The sequence below is a fragment of the Caballeronia sp. J97 genome (genome assembly GCF_905220305.1).
Classification (GTDB): domain Bacteria; phylum Pseudomonadota; class Gammaproteobacteria; order Burkholderiales; family Burkholderiaceae; genus Caballeronia.
The window spans coordinates 314628-331679 of sequence record NZ_CAJMZL010000002.1 but is presented as its reverse complement, the minus strand read 5'-3'; the positions used below and the strand labels follow the sequence as shown (position 1 = coordinate 331679).

At 64.2% G+C, this 17052-nt stretch carries 19 protein-coding genes; 3 read left to right on the top strand and 16 right to left on the bottom strand.

The window, feature by feature from the left end; translation table 11 throughout:
• Positions 1-197: 197 nt before the first annotated feature.
• The 4 genes from U4Y90_RS05970 to U4Y90_RS05955 all read right to left on the bottom strand — a co-directional run bounded on the left by U4Y90_RS05970 (position 198) and on the right by U4Y90_RS05955 (position 6972).
• Positions 198-872, bottom strand: coding sequence for a DUF799 domain-containing protein (locus tag U4Y90_RS05970; protein ID WP_321793191.1), 675 nt, complete (start codon positions 870-872; stop codon positions 198-200).
• A gap of 9 nt (positions 873-881) precedes the next feature.
• The gene (locus tag U4Y90_RS05965) at positions 882-1244 is read right to left on the bottom strand and encodes a DUF4810 domain-containing protein (RefSeq protein ID WP_321793189.1); all 363 of its coding nucleotides are present in this window, start codon (positions 1242-1244) and stop codon (positions 882-884) included.
• A 25-nt stretch (positions 1245-1269) separates the two neighbouring features.
• A complete protein-coding gene (locus U4Y90_RS05960) occupies positions 1270-1944 on the bottom strand; it encodes a CsgG/HfaB family protein (protein WP_321793453.1) in 675 nt (224 codons plus the stop codon).
• A gap of 174 nt (positions 1945-2118) precedes the next feature.
• A complete protein-coding gene (locus U4Y90_RS05955) occupies positions 2119-6972 on the bottom strand; it encodes an NAD-glutamate dehydrogenase (RefSeq protein ID WP_321793187.1) in 4854 nt (1617 codons plus the stop codon).
• Between the two features lie 219 nt (positions 6973-7191).
• Here U4Y90_RS05955 and U4Y90_RS05950 point away from each other — a divergent pair, with 219 nt between their 5' ends.
• A complete protein-coding gene (locus tag U4Y90_RS05950) occupies positions 7192-7617 on the top strand; it encodes a cupin domain-containing protein (protein WP_321793186.1) in 426 nt (141 codons plus the stop codon).
• Here U4Y90_RS05950 and U4Y90_RS05945 read toward each other — a convergent pair.
• Together U4Y90_RS05945 and U4Y90_RS05940 are read right to left on the bottom strand one after the other, a co-directional pair.
• Positions 7614-8105: an LEA type 2 family protein gene (locus U4Y90_RS05945; protein ID WP_321793184.1), complete on the bottom strand. Its 492-nt coding sequence runs from the start codon at positions 8103-8105 to the stop codon at positions 7614-7616. The two genes, U4Y90_RS05950 and U4Y90_RS05945, sit on opposite strands and share 4 nt — an antisense overlap.
• Positions 8106-8132: 27 nt before the next feature.
• Positions 8133-8648 (bottom strand): metal-dependent hydrolase, encoded by a 516-nt coding sequence (locus tag U4Y90_RS05940; RefSeq protein ID WP_321793182.1) that lies wholly within the window; start codon positions 8646-8648, stop codon positions 8133-8135.
• Between the two features lie 257 nt (positions 8649-8905).
• Between U4Y90_RS05940 and U4Y90_RS05935 the strand changes: the two genes are divergently transcribed.
• Entirely contained in the window at positions 8906-9412 is a 507-nt protein-coding gene (locus U4Y90_RS05935; RefSeq protein WP_321793180.1) for a M48 family metallopeptidase, read from the top strand.
• 16 nt (positions 9413-9428) lie between these two features.
• Here the strand turns inward: U4Y90_RS05935 and U4Y90_RS05930 are convergent, their stop codons facing one another.
• Genes U4Y90_RS05930 through nthA form a run of 5 tightly spaced genes read right to left on the bottom strand, consistent with a single transcriptional unit; the run spans position 9429 to position 12677 of the window.
• A complete protein-coding gene (locus tag U4Y90_RS05930) occupies positions 9429-10130 on the bottom strand; it encodes a 4'-phosphopantetheinyl transferase family protein (protein ID WP_321793178.1) in 702 nt (233 codons plus the stop codon).
• Positions 10127-10513, bottom strand: coding sequence for a tautomerase family protein (locus U4Y90_RS05925; protein WP_321793176.1), 387 nt, complete (start codon positions 10511-10513; stop codon positions 10127-10129). Before U4Y90_RS05925 ends, U4Y90_RS05930 begins: the two co-directional genes overlap by 4 nt.
• A gap of 22 nt (positions 10514-10535) precedes the next feature.
• Positions 10536-11357: a nitrile hydratase accessory protein gene (locus U4Y90_RS05920; protein ID WP_321793174.1), complete on the bottom strand. Its 822-nt coding sequence runs from the start codon at positions 11355-11357 to the stop codon at positions 10536-10538.
• The gene (gene nthB / locus U4Y90_RS05915; protein ID WP_321793172.1) at positions 11341-12015 is read right to left on the bottom strand and encodes a nitrile hydratase subunit beta; all 675 of its coding nucleotides are present in this window, start codon (positions 12013-12015) and stop codon (positions 11341-11343) included. The genes U4Y90_RS05920 and nthB overlap by 17 nt, the downstream gene beginning before the upstream one ends.
• Positions 12012-12677, bottom strand: a complete 666-nt coding sequence (gene nthA, locus U4Y90_RS05910) for a nitrile hydratase subunit alpha (RefSeq protein WP_321793170.1) — start codon at positions 12675-12677, stop codon at positions 12012-12014. The genes nthB and nthA overlap by 4 nt, the downstream gene beginning before the upstream one ends.
• 124 nt (positions 12678-12801) lie before the next feature.
• On the opposite strand from nthA, the gene U4Y90_RS05905 reads away from it, so the two are divergent.
• Complete coding sequence (locus U4Y90_RS05905) at positions 12802-12996, top strand: DUF1059 domain-containing protein (RefSeq protein WP_321793168.1); 195 nt, start codon at positions 12802-12804, stop codon at positions 12994-12996.
• A gap of 16 nt (positions 12997-13012) precedes the next feature.
• Here the strand turns inward: U4Y90_RS05905 and U4Y90_RS05900 are convergent, their stop codons facing one another.
• The 5 genes from U4Y90_RS05900 to U4Y90_RS05880 all read right to left on the bottom strand — a co-directional run bounded on the left by U4Y90_RS05900 (position 13013) and on the right by U4Y90_RS05880 (position 16938).
• A complete protein-coding gene (locus U4Y90_RS05900) occupies positions 13013-13843 on the bottom strand; it encodes a GNAT family N-acetyltransferase (RefSeq protein WP_321793166.1) in 831 nt (276 codons plus the stop codon).
• A gap of 202 nt (positions 13844-14045) precedes the next feature.
• The gene (locus tag U4Y90_RS05895; protein ID WP_321793164.1) at positions 14046-14285 is read right to left on the bottom strand and encodes a hypothetical protein; all 240 of its coding nucleotides are present in this window, start codon (positions 14283-14285) and stop codon (positions 14046-14048) included.
• Positions 14286-14582: 297 nt separating this feature from the next.
• The gene (locus tag U4Y90_RS05890) at positions 14583-15089 is read right to left on the bottom strand and encodes a cupin domain-containing protein (protein WP_321793162.1); all 507 of its coding nucleotides are present in this window, start codon (positions 15087-15089) and stop codon (positions 14583-14585) included.
• A gap of 20 nt (positions 15090-15109) precedes the next feature.
• A complete protein-coding gene (locus U4Y90_RS05885) occupies positions 15110-15904 on the bottom strand; it encodes an alpha/beta hydrolase (protein WP_321793160.1) in 795 nt (264 codons plus the stop codon).
• Positions 15904-16938 carry a M14 family zinc carboxypeptidase gene (locus U4Y90_RS05880; protein ID WP_415749298.1) on the bottom strand — a complete coding sequence of 345 codons (1035 nt, stop codon included), beginning with the start codon at positions 16936-16938 and terminating at the stop codon, positions 15904-15906. The genes U4Y90_RS05885 and U4Y90_RS05880 overlap by 1 nt, the downstream gene beginning before the upstream one ends.
• Between the last annotated feature and the right edge of the window lie 114 nt (positions 16939-17052).

Genomic DNA, 17052 nt, shown 5'->3' with positions numbered 1-17052 from the left:
CCAGTTAAATCGTGCATGTGATCTAGCATGTATCGGACAAAGTTGCCGATGTGAATGGGGAGCGAATTCAGTGCTTCATGAGTTTCTTGTGTATTCCTTAATTAATGATGATCTATTAAAGAAGCGACGGCTTAACAGCACTAAAAAAAAGCGCGCCGATGATTCGGCGCGCTCACGCGTCTTGCGATCGTTACCGCTCAATCCGTTCCGAATTTAGGCGAGTGCGGACCATAGAGAAGACCGTTCGGTCCGCCGGTCGCCAGCAACCGTTGACTGGTCAGTCCCGCAACGGCCCAGGACTTGTCGCGGGTGACGTCGACAACATGCTGCGCGGCCGTTTGCACGAGTGCGCCGATGAGTCCCGAACCGACGCTGAAGTTAGCGCCTACTTCGTTGCCGTTCGCTGTTGCCGTCCCGCTCCACAGCGTCTCACCCGAGCGCAGATCGACGAGCTTCGCTTCCGCTGCCACGGTCGTCTTACTCGCGATGACCCGATACGAAGAGCCGTACTCTTTGATTTTGGTGTACAGCGCCGCGTCCGCGCCGAAGATGCTACGAAGCTTTTCGGCCGAAACGTTCTGGATGTCGTTGGCCGTCGTCAGTCCGTTGTACCGGAAGGTCTCTTCCATCTCGGCGACCGGCACCACGTAGTAGCCGGCTTCGGCGATCGGCATCGTCATCTGCGACAGCATGCCGTATGTAGCGCCAACTTCGTTCGTGTCGTTTGTCGGCGGCAGGACAAGAATCGAGCGTGGCTTGCTGTTGCGAAACGCCGTGTAGTCCATCTGGCTCGGCGAGCGCGAGGCGCATGCCGTCAACGACAGGAGAATCGACAACGCCGCGATGAGTTTGCGAGAGATAGTGAAGTTCATGGTCGGCTCTTACTGAAGCTTGCTCAACAAAAAGTCCATATAGGCGGAGGACTCGGGAAAACGCTCCTTCTCTTCCGTCAATTGCTGGCGAGCCTCGGCGCCCTTTCCGACGCTTGCGTACAAGATGCCCAGATGAGCCCGGAAGCCCGGCGGCAGCGTCTTGTCGTTCGCATAGACTTTCTCGCGCGCCGCTTCGAGCGCCGCGATTTGCCCGGGCACGCCCTCTTGCCCCTTGAAATACTCGTAGACCTGCGGCTGATAGCCGTCCCATTGATAGAGCGATGCGGTTTTCGTCGCACACCCCGTCAGCAGCGCGCACGCGACCGCGCCCGGCAGCGCGAGGCCGGCCAGCTTCTGAATCTTCATGATCATGTTGTTCGAATGAAACCGAGTGGAGTTACTTTTTTGCCTGCAACGCGCCCGCGTCGACTTGTTCGGCCAGGTGGTTGACCGCTTCACTGATCGCGAGATCGAGAACCTTGCCGTTGAGCGTGGAGTCGTAGCTCGACGTTCCGCCGAAGCCGATCACCTCCCGGTTCGACAAGCTATATTCGCCCGCGCCCTGGCTCGACGTCACGACTTCGGACGTGGCTGTGTCCACGATGTTCAGGCTGACCTTCGCATAGGCCACCTGGGTCTTTCCGCGCCCGAGAATGCCGAACAACTGGTGGTCACCGACTTCCTTGCGGCCGAACTCCGTCACGTCGCCGGTGATCACATAATTCGCGCCCCGGATCGACTGGGCCTTGTTCGCGAAGCCGGCCTCCTGTTTGGTTTCGCCGAGATTGTCGCGATCCAGCACGGTGAAACGCTGACTCTGCTGCAGCGCCGTCATGAGAATCGTCTTGGCCTGAGTGCCGACGCGATCGACACCATCCGAAAACACGCCGCGCATGTAACTCGAACGATTATCGAACTTGCCGATGGCCACCGGCACGGGTTTGCCGGCAAACGGCTTTTCAGCGCTGGCGACCGCTGGGACCGCCAATGTACGCGACGCTTCGGTCGCGCACCCGCTGAGCAGTGCCAACGATGCGACGACGATCGTCGCACGCCTTTTAGTAACGTTCATTGATTGCCTCCTATCCATCGATGTCCCGAAATCAACTGTCTTTGATCAGATGATTTCAGAAAACCGACGATTATTTGGCAATTCCGAACTTTCGAAAAGAAAGATAATTCCTAAAAGCGGGCTGGCGATGACCGGACCGTAGCGCCCGCGCCATCGCCATCGGGAGCCGCGAAGTCAGGCCCGCTCCAGCACCGCCATCTCCCTCACCACCACCAGCAGCATCGACAAACTCGCCCCGCCGCTCGCCCGCAGCTCCGCCAGCAGCCTCGTATAGCGATCCAGCGCGTCCTGGCGCTTCGCGCGCCAGCTCTCGACGATCACATCCGGCGCATCGATGCCGCGCGATTGCTCGAGCGCGCTCACCGTCAGCGCACGCTTCAGTCGCGCGAGTTCTTCCAGTGCCGCGGCGCGCGCAAGCAGATCCCAATGCGTCGTGATCGGCAGGGCCATCGCCCGTTCGGCGATGCCGCGATAGTCGAGCAAGGTGCCGATGCCAAAGTACACGCCCGCGACGAGTTCCAGACTGCGCCCCGAGCACGCCGCCACCTCCGCGCTATCGAGCACGGCAGTCGCGATCTCGCCGCTCGCGACGCGCGCCGCGAGACTGCTTTCGACGCCCGCATCCTCGAACTCGCGCCGGCGCGCGTACCACGCGTCGAGCTGCGTCGCGGGAAGCAACGCCGGCAATTGCGGCGCGAGACGCTGCGCGGCCTCGCGGCAACGCGCGAGCACGCCCCGCGCCTCTTGCGCGCCGGTGCCGTTGTGCTTCAGATGACGCAGGAACCAGAGCGACGTGTCGTCGAGCAGACGCACGACATCGACGAACATGCGCGCCTGCACCTCATCCGCGACGATATTGTCGAGACCGTCGATGCTGCGCCACAGATCGTCGAGATCGAAGACATCGCGCGACATCAGCGCCGCGCGCACGATGTCGCTCGGGCGTGCATCGGTCTCCTCCATCAGCCGATGCACGAACGTGCAGCCCACGCGATTCACAAGTGCATTCGTCAGATGCGTGGCGAGAATTTCACGCTTCAGCGGATGACGCTGCATCGTCTCGCTATAGCGCTGCTGCAAGGGCTTCGGGAAATACTCGGGCAGCAGGTCCGCGACGAGCGCGTCTTCCGGCACGTCCGATTCGAGCAGCTCGTCGTAGAGCCACATCTTGCCGTACGCGAGCAGCACCGCGCGCTCCGGCGAGGTCAGCCCCGACTTCGCCGCGGCGCGCTCGGTGATCTCGTCATCGTTCGGCAGGAACTCGATCCTTCGCTTCAGGCGCCCCGCGCGTTCGAGAAAGCGCATCATGCGCGCTTCGGCGTCGAGGGTCTCGGCTTCATGGCGCTTCGCGATCGACAGCGCCTGCGTCTGCGCATAATTGTCCTTCAGCACGAGCAGGCCGACTTCATCCGTCATTTCGGCGAGCAGCGCATTGCGTTGCTTCTCGGTCATCTCGCCATCCGCGACGACGAGGCCGAGCAGAATCTTGATGTTGACCTCGTGGTCCGAGCAATCGACGCCCGCGGAGTTATCGATCGCATCGGTATTGATGCGCCCGCCCTTCTGCGCGAACTCGATGCGCCCCAGTTGCGTCAGCCCGAGATTGCCGCCTTCCGCGACGACCTTCACGCGCAGTTCCGCGCCGTTCACGCGCACGGCGTCATTGGTGCGATCGCCGACCTGCTGATGCGTCTCCACGCTCGATTTCACATACGTGCCCACGCCGCCGTTATAGAGCAGGTCCGCTTCGGCAAGCAGGATCGCGCGAATCAGTTCGTTCGGTGCGAGCACCGATGCGCCGATGCCGAGCGCCGCCTGCACCTGCGGCGAAATCGGAATCGACTTCGCCGTGCGCGGATATATGCCGCCGCCCGTCGAGATCAGCGCGGCATCGTAGTCGGCCCAACTGGAACGCGGCAGCGCGAACAGGCGCGCGCGTTCCTCGAAGCTTGTCGCCGAATCGGGCGTCGGATCGAGAAACACATGCCGATGATCGAACGCCGCGATCAGCCGGATATGGCGCGACAGCAGCATGCCGTTGCCGAACACGTCGCCCGACATGTCGCCGATGCCGACGACGGTGAAATCGGTCGTCTGCGTATCGAAGTTCATCTCGCGAAAATGACGCTTCACCGATTCCCATGCGCCGCGCGCGGTGATGCCCATCTTCTTGTGGTCGTAGCCGACCGAGCCGCCGGACGCGAAGGCGTCGTCGAGCCAGAATCCGTACTCGTGCGCGATCGCGTTCGCGTAGTCGGAGAACGTCGCGGTGCCCTTGTCCGCCGCGACGACGAGGTACGGATCGTCGGGATCGTGGCGCACGACATCGGGCGGCGGCACGATGCCGTCGGGCGTGCGGTTGTCGGTCACGTCGAGCAGTCCGCGCAGGAACATCTGATAGCACGCGACGCCTTCGTTGAGGAACGCTTCCCGATCGGATATCGGCGGCGGATTCTTCACGACGAAACCGCCCTTCGATCCCACCGGCACGATCACCGTGTTCTTCACCATCTGCGCTTTCATCAGGCCTAGCACTTCGGTGCGGAAATCCTCGCGTCTGTCCGACCAGCGCAGCCCGCCTCGCGCGACGCGCCCGCCGCGCAAATGCACGCCCTCGACGCGCGGCGCATAGACCCAGATTTCGAACATCGGCTTCGGCTCGGGCAGTCCCGGCACCTTCGACGGATCGAGCTTGAACGACACATACGGGCGCGGCTGGCCTTGCGCATCGCGATGAAAATGATTCGTGCGCACCGTCGCCGTGATGACGCCGAGGAACTGGCGCAGAATGCGGTCTTCGTCGAGGTTGGGCACTTTGTCGAGCGCCGCTTCGATATCGGCGAGCACGCGTTCGGCAGCCTTGTCGCGATCTTCCGCCGATCCGCCGCGCGCCGGATCGAAGCGCACCATGAAAAGCTGCAGCAGCTTCTTCGCGATCAGCGGATTGCCGATCAGCGCACGCTCGACATACGCATCGCTGAAGGTCGATCCGACCTGTCGCAGATATTTCGCATAGGCGCGCATGATCGTCACGTCGCGCGCGGCGAACTCCGCGCGCAGCACGAGGCGGTTGTAGTCGTCGTTCTCGATCTCGCCCGACCACACGCTCGCGAACGCATTCTCGAAGAGCGGCTTCACGCGGTCGATATCGAATTCGACATCGTCCTGCAATTCGAGGCCGAAATCGTGAATCCACGCATTCGGCGCGCCGGTCGGCTCGATCAGGTACGGACGCTCTTCATCGACGCGCACGCCGAGATGTTCCAGCATCGGCAGGCTGTGGGACAGCGCGATCGGATCGCCGACGCGATACACCTTGAAGCGAAACGCGCGGCGTCCGGCTTCGATCGGCCGGTACAGGCTCATCGACAGACCGCCCGAGCGCGTATGCGTCGCCTCGATCAACTCGATGTCGCGCACCGCCGTGCGCGCCGGATAGTCCTCGCGATAACCGGCGGGGAACGAATCGGCGTAACGTTGCAGCAGACGATTGCCCGCTTCCTCGCCGTGACTGTCGATGAGCGCATCGGCGAGGTCGTCCTGCCAGCGGCGCGCGACCTGCACGATGCGCGCTTCGAGCTCGCGCGTATCGACTTCGGGCATCGCGCCCCGGTCGGCGCGCACGACGATATGAATCCGCGCAAGCGGCGATTCGGAAAGCAGCGGCGTGAACTCGATGCTCCTGCCGTTGAACGCCTCCATCAGCACCTTGCTGATGCGGCGGCGCAGGTCGGTGTTGAACTTGTCGCGCGGCACGAACACGAGACACGACACGAAGCGGTCGAAGCGGTCGCGCCGCACGAACAGGCGCGTGCGCTGATGTTCCTGCAGGCGCAGCACGCCGATCGCGATATCGAAGAGCACGTCTTCGTCGGCCTGAAACAGCTCGTCGCGCGGATACTGCTCCAGCACCGTGATGAGCGACTTCGCCAGATGCCCTTTCGCCAGAAAGCCCGCGCGCCGCACGATGTTCGCGCACTTGCGGCGCACGATCGGAATCTCGGAGGTGGGCACGAGATACGCCGTCGATGTATAGAGGCCGAGAAAGCGCCGCTCGCCGGTCACCTTGCCATCGGGCGACGTGCGCTTCACGCCGACATAGTCGAGATAGCCGGGACGATGCACGGTCGCGCGCGAATTCGCCTTGGTCAGAAAGATCGGCGCCGCGCCTTCGATGATCGCGGCCGCGCCCGGCGGCAGCGGCGTCACATCGCCCGCAGACGGCGCGCGCAAGGTTTCGCGCAGAATGCCCAGGCCTGAGCCCGGCACGCCGCGCAACGCGAAGCCTCCTTCGTGCTCGACCAGTTCGTAATCGCGGCAGCCGAGGAAGGTGAAATGATCCGCGACCATCCATTCGAGGAACGCACGGGACTCGATGCCGTCGGGCGTCGTGTCGCGCGCCTTCAGATCGCCGATCGCGACGCGGGCCGCCTCGGTGACCTTCGGCCAGTCCTCGACCGCCGCGCGCACGTCGCCGAGCACGCGCGCGATGTTGTCGCGCACTTCTTCCAGACGCTCGCCGTCGCCGCAGCGGTCCACTTCGAAATGAATGAACGATTCGAGCTCGGAATTGCCGTCGCCCGCTTCGGCATGACCTTGACCGATGCGTTCGATCTCGCCCTTGCCGCCGAGCCAGACGCGAAACACCGGATGAATCGCCGAATGCAGCGCGAGGCCGAGACGATTCAGCTCCATCGTCACCGAGTCGACGAGAAACGGCATGTCGTCGTTGACGATCTCGACGATCGTGTGATCCGAGTGCCAGCCGTGCTGCTCCAGATTCGGGTTGTAGACGCGCAGCACTTCGCGCCCGGGCACGAACTTCTGCGCCGTCTGCCAGTGCGCCATCGCGGCGCCGTAGAGATCGGCGACATCGCGGCTCGCGATATCCTCGACATCGACCTGCTCGTAGTAATAGCGAAGAAACGGCTCGATGATCTTGAAGGTGGGTTCCGGCAGTCGTCCTCTCGCGAACTCGAGAAGATCGTTGATGAGGTGTTCGACCCGCGCTTCGTTCTTGACCAGCATGGTGTCCTCCCGAGGCTTTCGGTTGCGGTGCGGTTGCGGCACGCTCTTCGAATCAAGGAGATTATGCGCCGGCCCGGGCCTTTGCTCGTCGGTCGGGCATGTGCGGTTGCACAAAGACGGTGCGCATGTCGGCTACGTTAGCCGCGCCGCGTGACCTTTGCGCGACACCGGCTTTCGGCTATTGTCGATAGCGGCGCATCGGCCGACGGAGGAATCGCCATGCAGGACATCACGCAGGAGTCTTCGCAGCAGACGGTTGTCACGGTGCGGCCTCGGGAGAAGCTCGCGTCGGTGCAGCATCTGCCCTATTTCATCGGGCTCTCGGCGGCGACGGCGGGCACGCGCGGCCTCGCGATGCATCTCGTCGTCGTACCGCCGGGCGGGCATGGCGAGCCGCACGTGCATGTCGGCTACGAGACGGGCATCTACATACTGGAAGGGCGCATCGAGACGCGCTACGGGCCGGGGCTGGCGGAATCGGTCATCAACGAGCCGGGCGACTTCGTGTTCATTCCGCCCGGCGTGCCGCATCAGCCGGTCAATCTGAGCGCGACCGAACCGGCTCGCGCGGTAATCGCCCGCAACGACGCCAACGAGGCGGATCGCGTCGTGCCCTACGATCCGAACGAAGCGCGCGCACCCTAGTCGCCGGAAGCGCCCAGTCCCGGAAGATCGACGTAGCCGCTGTCGCTGAAGCGCGCGCCGCCGAACGCGCCGCCCGCGAGCTTGCCGCGCGCGGTGTACGAGACCTTGCTGACGGTGTTGCCGCTCGCGAAGCCGAACGCCTGACGCGCGACGGAGAACGCCGACACCGTCACCGGCACGGACACCACCGTCTCGCCGAAACGCGGCACCGTCCCGCGCTGGTCGCTCACGCCGCTCGCGAATGCGCGGCCGTTGAGGTCGAGATCGAGCGCGACGCCGTCGAAGTCGACAGGCGCGTCGTTCGGATTCTGCACGCGCAGCTTCACGGCGAAGCGCATTTCCAGCCCCTGCCCTTCGAGCGGCTCGATGCCCGCGACGCTCACGCGCATCGCATCGCGGTTGAAGACCGCGCAGCCGCCGAGCGCGAGCATCGCGAAGCAAGTGACGAAGAAGAGGACGAGGCGATTGTGCATGTGGTTCGTTTGCATGAGAGAACGTGACTCCTTGCGATGTCGTCAGATGCGCAGCGCATTCAGCAGCATGCGGCCATAGGCATGATGAAACCAGACATCGTCGACGACGAAAAGCGCCGCGGCCCACGCAGCCGCCACGATGATCAGATCGCAATGCCCGCTCGTCCAAAGATTGAGTGAGTGGCGCGCGGCGATCCACGGCACGCCGAGCGGATTCGGCCAGTCCGCGAAGAGATGCATGAGACCGCCGCACGCGAAGCCGAACGCGACGGGCGCCGCCGGATGCCGCCCGAGAAAATGATACGAAAGCGCGAGCAGCGCGGCCCAGCCGATGCCCCAGTGCGTGAGCGTGCGATGCGTGATCCAGAGCCTGCGCGCGCGCGTCCACCACGCGACTTCGAGCCAGTCGGGCGCGGTCGCGCCGGCCACGCCCGCGAGCAGCGCGAGCACGCCGGAAAGCATGTTCGCGCTTCCCGCCGTTGCAGGGTGCGCCACGACCGCCGCCGCGATGATGCCTGCCGCCCACCCTGTCGCATGATGAGCCCTGCTCGATGCCATGAAGAAACCCGCTTTGTCGCCCTTGCCCGGAAAGCGCGCATGTTCGCACGGCGTCCGGGGCAGCAACCGGTCTGAAACATAAACTTACGCAATTGCGCACGGCGAAACACGCCTGTGCTCACTGTAGCGGCGAGGCGGCGCTGCGTTGACTAAAATGATTCGTAGAACGCGCACTCCACGCTGCGGACGCCGACCGATGCGCCCCACGCCCGCCTGCGCATACAGGCATCGAACATATTTATTTGAATCCGGCCGTCATGCAACACCTGAAATACCTGAGCGCCTACCCGAACGTGCTACAGGACAAGGTACGCCGACTGATCGCCCAGCAACAACTGGGTTCTTATCTCGACGCGCGCTATCCGAACAAGCACGCCGTCCAGTCGGACCGCGCGCTTTATGCATATTGCTCAGATCTGAAGCAGGAATTCCTGCGCGTCGCACCCGCGATCGACAAGGTCTTCTACGACAGCAAACTCGATGTGCTGCGTCACGCGCTCGGCCTGCACACGGCGATCTCGCGTGTGCAGGGCGCGAAGCTCAAGGCGAAGAAGGAAATCCGCATCGCGTCGCTCTTCAGGGACACCGCGCCCGAGTTTCTGCGGATGATCGTCGTGCACGAACTCGCGCATCTGAAGGAGAGCGATCACAACAAGGCGTTCTATCGGCTGTGCGAGTTGATGCAACCGGGCTACCACCAGATCGAATTCGACCTGCGGCTTTATCTCACCCAGCGCGACCTGCTGCGCACGAAGGTCGCCTGAACCTCGCTGCAATGCATCAATATGACCAGGCGAGCGCGGCAGCGTAGTCCCGAGGCGCGGTGAGCGAAACCGCGTCGAACTCGCCGGCGTTGCGCGTGACCGCATAGCGTGCGCCCTCGCGCGGAAGAACCGCGAAGCCGTGCATCGGAATCGCCGTGCTGCCGATGCCGTCGCCATGTGCTTTCAAGACAGCCTCTTTCGCGGTCCAGCAGTCGAAGAACGCGTGGCTTCTCGCCGTATCGTCGGGCAATGCCTCGATTGCGCGGAGTTCGCTGTCCGTGAGCACGGCGGGCGCCAGATCGCGCCACTGAAACGTCGCGCGCGCTTCCTCGATATCGACGCCCACGCGCCTCTCGCGCGATAGTGCGATCAATCCATACGCGCCCGAATGCGACACGTTGAAATCCGGCGCGTCGGGATGCACGAGAAACGGCCGGCCCCGCTCGCCGGCATCGAACGCGAGACGCGCGGGATCGTCGGCCGTTTCGGCGGCCAGCAGATAACGCAGCGCGCAACGCACGGCGGCGAAGCGCGCGGCGTCCGCATGACGCAGAAAGCGCGCGGCGCGGGCGCGCTCGCTCGCGATCATCACGCCGTAGATGGCGCTGTCGAGCGGCGCCGAAAAGTCGATATGGAGCAGCCACACGCGCACGTCGGCCGGCGCGTTGTCCGGAAGCAGCGTCGGCCGGATATCGAACGGAATCGTTGCTGCGGTCATTTGGGTGCGTACTGCGCCTCGCCGTTGCCGAAGGACCAGTTCTCCTTCTTCACTTCGACGAGACTGATGAACACGTCCTCGCGCCGCAGCTTCAGCCTTTCGTGCAGACCTTCGGCGACGGCCTTGTAGAACGCGCTTTTCTTCGCGAGGTCGCGGCCTTCGTTGAGCGTGACCTGAATCACGACGCAATCGTCGGTGCGGCTGATGCCGAGATAGGTGCGATCGACGATGAAATCCGTCGCGCCATGCTCCGCGACGATCTGAAAGCGATCGTTCTCGGGCACGTCGAGCGTCGAGCGCATCGCGTCGTACACGACATCGCCGATGGCCGTGCGATACGCGCTGTCCTTGCCCTTCTGCAGATCGATGCGAACGAGCGGCATGAGTTTCTCCTTGTGAATGATTTCAGCAATGGTCCGGATGCAGGAGCAAGCGCGGCACGCCCGCACGATCGACGTGCACGACGGCGTTCTGTTCGAACTCAATCATCAGCGCATCGGCGGTTTCGCGCGTCGCGCCGAGCACGAAGAGGCTCGCTTCGGCCACCCAGCCGTTCATCGGATCGATGCCCTCGCCCGGCAGCGCGCGCAAGCCCATCTGCCCGACATGCTCGACCAGCGCGCGCTGGCGAACCGCGTTCTCCTCGCGCGTGAGCACACGGCCGAACGGGTTGAACGCCGTGACGAACACCGCGCTTTCGACGCCGTGCTTATCGAGCAAGGACACGGCATCGGGATTCGCGACGCCGATCTTCATGGCGACATCCGGCTGCGCATCGATGCGATAGATCGCCGCGCGATACGCGTCGAGCGTTGCGGCGGCCAACGTCTGCGCGCGTTTCAGGACGATCGGCTGGCCATGCGGCGTGACGCGCGCAGCCTCGTCCCATTCGACGCGCCGGCGCGCGAGCAGCGCCGCGCTCACGCAACCTTTCTCGGCCGCGACGCGCTCCAGCGCGCTCAGCCAGTGGGCGTAGTAGGTATCGCCGTGATCGGGATCGCCCGCTGCCTGCGCGTCCTTGATCGCGACGCTCAACGCGTGTGCCCACTCCCTCCACGTGAACACGCCGCGCTCGTACAACGCGAGCGTCATCGCGAATGCCTGCGCTTCCCAGGGTGCGCGAAACACCGGACCGTCGTCGTCGAAAGGCAACTCGGGCAATGCGGCTCGCAGTTCATGCAGCTTCGGTTTCTGATCGTTCGATGTCATGTCATGCGCTTGCTGCATCGAGATAAGGCTCCCAGCAATCGACACACACCGACGACGCGGTCGTGTCCGATCCCCACAGTTCCTTCGCATCGAAACGCACGGTGTAGAGCCATTGCGGATGCTCGCCGCGGCCGAGCGCGTTTTCATCCGGAAACACATGCGTGCCGCGCACGGCGACGATGCGCCCGGGCTTGCCCCGGCAATAGCGCGGCAGACGCGTGTGCGTCGGCGGATTCATCAGCTTCGTGCGCACTTCGTCGCCGACGGCAAAGCGCGCCGCCGACGTCGCCGGCCGATCGACCGGCGCGCCGCGCAGAAGCGCCGCGCTCACGTCCGCCGCCTTCAGCACGCGCACGTTCGGCTTCGCGGCGGCTTGCGAACGGCCGCTCGCGATTTCCTCGGCGTTCGCGAGCCCTTTGGCCATCAGCAGCTTCTTCAAGCCTTCGAACCAGATTTCGTAATAGCTGCTGCCGAGATATCGCGCGGGCGGCAGGCTTTCGCGCGCCGCGCGCGACGTGTCGATGTTCCATTGGCCGGTCGCGCCCATCGCGAGCGTGACGGCCAGCACGCGGCGCTCCCATTGCGCATGAAAGGGCGATGCACCCGGCGCGTCGCAGGCGTCGATTTCGATGGGGCCGAAGGCCTGCATGCCGCCCATGTCGTGCGCCGCGTTCATGCCGTTGCTCCCGCCGTCTGCGATGGCGCCAGCGCGACACCCGTGCCGATCATCGAATCGCGCGTGACGAGGTCGGCGAGCGCGTCTTCGTCGAGATGATCCGTGCCGGCGGGACGCATCGGCACGACGAGATAGCGCACTTCGGCGGTCGAATCCCACACGCGCAAGTCGACATGTTGCGGCAACTCGACGCCGAACTCCTGCAGCACGCCGCGCGGATCGATCACCGCGCGCGAACGGTACGGCGCCGACTTGTACCAGACAGGCGGCAGCCCGAGCACCGACCACGGATAGCACGAGCACAGCGTGCAGACGACCATGTTATGTACGTCCTCCGTGTTCTCGAGCGCGACCATGTGCTCGCCTTGCCGCCCGGTGAAGCCGAGCGATGCGATGGCGGCGGTGGCGTCGTCGAAGAGCCACTTGCGAAACACCGGGTCGCGCCAGGCCTTCGCGACGACGCGCGCGCCGTTGCGCGGGCCGACCTTGTGCTCGTAGGTCTGAACGAAGACATCGAGCGCTTGCGGATCGATATAGCCTTTTTCGACCAGCAGCGATTCCAGCGCGCGCACGCGCAGGTCCATTTCCGGCAACGCGCCGCCGGCGTGATCGTGGTCGTGGTCGTGGTCGTGGTCGTGATGATCTGAATGATCGTGGCTCATGAGCGGGCTCGCGAGTGGCGCAGAGGTCACACGTTACCGGAGTGAGCGCGCGCGTGCAAACGACGCCCCGGCCACGCGGCGCGCCGCCTATACTGGAATGAGGGTCTCATGCAAGGAGGATGTCATGACACGCAAGTACATCGATTGCCGCGAGTGCCCGAGCGACGTGAAATGCAGCGTCGCCTTGTCCGCCGATACCGAGGACGAACTGATGGAAGCGGCCGTCCAGCACGCCGTCGCCGTTCATCAGCACACGGACTCGCCCGAGTTGCGCTCGCAACTGAAGACCTTCTTCCACGACGGGACGCCGCCCGCCTGATCGAGTCTTCCGGCCTTCAGCCGAGCTCGAAGGTCGTCACGCCGAATACCTTCGCGAGCGGCACGTCCGGCGCCGCCCGCGTGTACATGCGCGCCGTTTCGAATACGCTCTGCATGTCGTGCTCGACGGCGAGCGCGAGCGCCGCCGCGTTGCTTTCCGGCACGTCCAGAAACACGGTCTCGCCCGGCAGGACCGACACGAGTGCGCGATAGAGCGCCCGCGCGGTGGCCAGATCGTCGGCGAAGAGCGGACCGATCTTGTGGCCCGTGCCGCAACGGCGGATGACGGCGAGGCCGCGCACCGCGTCGCCATCGAGCGCGGCGAGTGCGCGTGCATGCGGCCGCGGCTGTGACAACCATGCACGCAGGAACGCGGCGCGCTCGCAGGCGAAGATGCGGCTGTCGTAGTCGAGGAGGCGATCGAAGGGAACGTTGATCGCATCGGTGACGGTGACGCCATCGACACTATCCCCGCCCGCCGATGCGACGCCCTCATAGCGCACGTTGCGATACGCGAGCACGAAGCCGGATTTCCGATAGTTGGGCTGCTGCGCGAGCACGCCGTCGAGCCCGATGTTGCGCGCGCCGAGATACGCCATGGCTTCGTTCCACAGACGCATGCCGAAGCCCTTGCCGCGCCACTCCGGACACACGATATAGAGGCCGATGAAACCGAACGCATCGCCGTATGCGACCGCGGAGATGCAGCCGACCGGCGCGCCGTCCCACGCGCCGACAAAAAATCCTTGTTCGTCGGCGGCGAAGAACGAACGGGCATCGTCGAGGCCCGGGTTCCATCCTTCGGTCGCGGCCCAGTCTAGCGCCAGGCCGACGTCGCGCTGCGTCATGCGGCGTATCGTGAAACGGGGATCGTCGGGCGTTGCGTGAGGCGGACAGGGAACGGGCGACATGGGGCGCGCCTTGTCGAAATGCAGGGATGTCCAGTGTCGCGCGTTTTCGGTGCAGGGGAAAGATACAGCGAGGAGTGGGTACGACCGGGAGATGAAAAGAACCGCTGGACTACATCGAGGCGAACCTGCGTCGCCCCGATCAGGAATACCCCTGGCGCCGCTCGCTGCGGCTGAAGCTTTGGCGCGAGCGCCAGTCCTCGGAGCGCAGGACATGCTCGCCGTCCTCGCGCGCCTCTTCCTCGGAACCGAAGCCTTCGTCGCTATACGCGACGACCTTCATTCCGCCTCCCGCTGCTCGCTCGACGGTGATGCCCCAATGCCACGCGCCTTCCTGATTGAAGATGTGAAGCGTCGGTTTCGACGATGTGGTCAGTTCCATATGTGCGGCTCCCTCAAGCGGACACCCTTAATGCTCATCGGCCCGCCCGATGAAACGCTCTGTGCTTGCCGGCGTTTGATTATTCGTGTCGATACTGTTCGATGCATGAAACGGCAGCCTCTACGGCCTGCGAGAAACAGCATACGCAATGCGATGCTGCGTTGCAACACGAGGTTTCCCTAGGCGTGGTGCGAACGGCACGGGATTAACAAGAATTAACAGGAAAGTCGTAACTGTTACGCGCAATAACCGGCGAGATGTCAACGACGATGGATTTTCGTCATCTTTGCGCCCGCTTCATTCGCCGTCCCAGTACCCCAGGGAATCGCTGGCGCGAAACACGGCGCGAAGCCCTTTCACGCCGGGTTCGTCGGCGACGAGCACGGCCTGGCGGCCCGTATCGGGGTACTCCACCACTTCGGGCGATTGCATCGTGCTGATCGCGAGATAGCGCAAGGCCTGCATCCCCGTGTTGACGATCTGATGCGCCGTGCCGGAATCGCCAGGCGGACACGCGATGACATCCCCCGCGCGAATCGCATGCTTTTCCTGGCCGATACGCACCTCGCCCTCGCCTTCGACGACGAAGAACATCTCCTCGTTCACGCGATGATGATGAAACGGAAACGCGCGCTTGCCCGGATCGAGCACGATCAGGCTATAGCCGAGCTTTTTTGCGCCGACAAGGCCGCCGATACGCGCGATCCGCGGCGCGTAGCGTTCCGCGGCGGCGCCCGTCGGGGCGAATTCGGGCGGCAGCGGTTGCGGATCGAGTGTATCGAGATTGACGATGGGCGGTTTCATGTTGCCTTCGAATGTGGATGTCACGGGTTTGCCACGCGAATGTCACGCGTGCGTTCATGTGCGTCGAGCCATGCAGCGATGGCTTCGCACGTCCAGTTTGCATCGTCGTGCGGCAAATCGTGGCCCGCCCACGGATGCACCGAATGCGACGCGCGCCACTGCTTCGCGATGCGCGTGGAGCATGCCGGATCGACCAGCCGATCGGCCGCCGACGATAGCAGCAAAACGGGACAGCGCGGCGCGTCGCGGCCCGCGCGAAAGCGTGCCGCAGCCGCGAGTTGCCGCAGCGCGTTCGCCGCGCTCGCGCCGTGCGTGCGCCGTAGATCCGCCCAGTGCGCGATGTCCGCATCGCGCGTGTCGTCGCGATTGCACGTGAGCGTGTGGATCAGCGCTTCGCATCGGTCGGGTCGCGTCCATCCCGTCGCGATGCGCGCGAGCATCGGCCATGCCGCGGGACGCAGGCGCTCGGTCACGCGTGCGAACGGACGCATGCTGGTGTTGATCAACACGAGCCGCTCGATCTCGTCGGGATGACGTTCGGCCCACGCGGTGGCGACCATCGCGCCGAGCGACATCGCGAGCACGCGGCACGGCATGCGCACGTTCAGCGACATGGCGCGTTCGCGCACGAAGTCCATCATCTCGATGACCGAAAGCGGCGCGGCATGCGCATGTTCGACGCCATTGCCCGGCAGATCGATGCACGCCGCGCGCTCGCCCGCGCCGACGAGCCCGTGCGCGACGAGCGCCGCATCGAATGCGCCCCAGTGGCGCGCTTCCCGCGTGAGTCCGCGCAACAGGATCCACTGGCTCATTACATGCCCGCGCGTTGCCAGTGTTCGCGCGCGCGCCGCAACACGTCCTCGCGGAATTCGCCGCTCGGCAGCCAGCGGCGCGACGAGAACGCGGCGCGCGTGAGGAAATCGAAAAAGTTCGGATGACGCCGAAGCACGCGTCGCGTGCGGTGCGCCTTGATCGGATTGAAGATGCCGAGGCGCGAGAACAGTTGCATCGGATTCTTTCGGATCCAGCGCCACGAGCCGAGTTCGAGTGTCATCGGCAAGAAGATGTTCGGCGCGCGCGAGCGGTCATACGCGAAATCCCACAGGTCGCCATGCAGGAGATATTGATGACTCTGCGGCTCGAACGCGTAGCCGTGATGCGGATACGACTCCTCGAACATGGTCTTCAACAGATACATTTCCGGCAGATGCGCCATCTGCCGCTCGGTGCACGCATATGGAAACCAGATGCTGTCGTCCCAGCCGAAGCCCGAATGACAATCGAGCGCGAAGCTGAGCGGCCGCGACATCAACTGTTCTTCGACGACCGACAGCAGCGCCGCGCTCTCCACTTCCATGCGGCCATCCACAGGCCCGCGATACCACGGCAGCCATGGCCCGATGCGCTGTCCGCCGGCGAGGAACGGCACGCGTCCCTCGGCGCTTTGCGGCGCGTTGCGCATCAGATCGACGCCGTTCGGATTCGCGCGGGTGCGCGCGAACATGCCGCCGGGATTGACGATCGGCATGAAGATGAGCCGGATCGCGCGCAATTGCTGATGCAGCGTGTCGTCCCATTCGAGCCGGTGCAACAGTGCGCGCATATATTCGAGCACGAGTTGCGTGCCGATGCATTCGAGCCCATGCACGCCGCCGAAAAAGCCGATGGCGGGCGCGTGCGGATCGTCCGATCCGATCGACGCGGTCAGGATCGGAAACGAATGCTGGCGCGCACGCACCTCTCCGATGGTGCGCCACGCGAAACGCTCGCCGCCCGCGACGCGAATCGCCTTCAGCTCGTCCATCTCCGGAAAACTGCTGGTGACGGCTACGCTCGACATGCTCATGACTGCGGCCTGTTTGTCGTATTTTCGTTGGCTCAGGCTGTGGCTCGGTGCTGCGCCGGAATTCCCCGCCCGAAACGATCGAGTATAGGGCGATTGGTCGATACACGGCATATC

Coding starts and splice junctions, on each gene's coding strand:
- U4Y90_RS05930 (WP_321793178.1), bottom strand. CDS start 10,130: ATGACCGCAGCAACGATTCCGTTCGATATCCGGCCGACGCTGCTTCCG.
- U4Y90_RS05905 (WP_321793168.1), top strand. CDS start 12,802: ATGACACGCAAGTACATCGATTGCCGCGAGTGCCCGAGCGACGTGAAA.
- U4Y90_RS05920 (WP_321793174.1), bottom strand. CDS start 11,357: ATGCAGCAAGCGCATGACATGACATCGAACGATCAGAAACCGAAGCTG.
- U4Y90_RS05895 (WP_321793164.1), bottom strand. CDS start 14,285: ATGGAACTGACCACATCGTCGAAACCGACGCTTCACATCTTCAATCAG.
- U4Y90_RS05950 (WP_321793186.1), top strand. CDS start 7,192: ATGCAGGACATCACGCAGGAGTCTTCGCAGCAGACGGTTGTCACGGTG.
- U4Y90_RS05940 (WP_321793182.1), bottom strand. CDS start 8,648: ATGGCATCGAGCAGGGCTCATCATGCGACAGGGTGGGCGGCAGGCATC.
- U4Y90_RS05970 (WP_321793191.1), bottom strand. CDS start 872: ATGAACTTCACTATCTCTCGCAAACTCATCGCGGCGTTGTCGATTCTC.
- U4Y90_RS05945 (WP_321793184.1), bottom strand. CDS start 8,105: ATGCAAACGAACCACATGCACAATCGCCTCGTCCTCTTCTTCGTCACT.
- U4Y90_RS05880 (WP_415749298.1), bottom strand. CDS start 16,938: ATGAGCATGTCGAGCGTAGCCGTCACCAGCAGTTTTCCGGAGATGGAC.
- U4Y90_RS05960 (WP_321793453.1), bottom strand. CDS start 1,944: ATGAACGTTACTAAAAGGCGTGCGACGATCGTCGTCGCATCGTTGGCA.
- U4Y90_RS05890 (WP_321793162.1), bottom strand. CDS start 15,089: ATGAAACCGCCCATCGTCAATCTCGATACACTCGATCCGCAACCGCTG.
- nthB (WP_321793172.1), bottom strand. CDS start 12,015: ATGAACGCGGCGCACGACATGGGCGGCATGCAGGCCTTCGGCCCCATC.
- U4Y90_RS05900 (WP_321793166.1), bottom strand. CDS start 13,843: ATGACGCAGCGCGACGTCGGCCTGGCGCTAGACTGGGCCGCGACCGAA.
- nthA (WP_321793170.1), bottom strand. CDS start 12,677: ATGAGCCACGATCATTCAGATCATCACGACCACGACCACGACCACGAC.
- U4Y90_RS05965 (WP_321793189.1), bottom strand. CDS start 1,244: ATGATCATGAAGATTCAGAAGCTGGCCGGCCTCGCGCTGCCGGGCGCG.
- U4Y90_RS05955 (WP_321793187.1), bottom strand. CDS start 6,972: ATGCTGGTCAAGAACGAAGCGCGGGTCGAACACCTCATCAACGATCTT.
- U4Y90_RS05885 (WP_321793160.1), bottom strand. CDS start 15,904: ATGAGCCAGTGGATCCTGTTGCGCGGACTCACGCGGGAAGCGCGCCAC.
- U4Y90_RS05925 (WP_321793176.1), bottom strand. CDS start 10,513: ATGCCGCTCGTTCGCATCGATCTGCAGAAGGGCAAGGACAGCGCGTAT.
- U4Y90_RS05935 (WP_321793180.1), top strand. CDS start 8,906: ATGCAACACCTGAAATACCTGAGCGCCTACCCGAACGTGCTACAGGAC.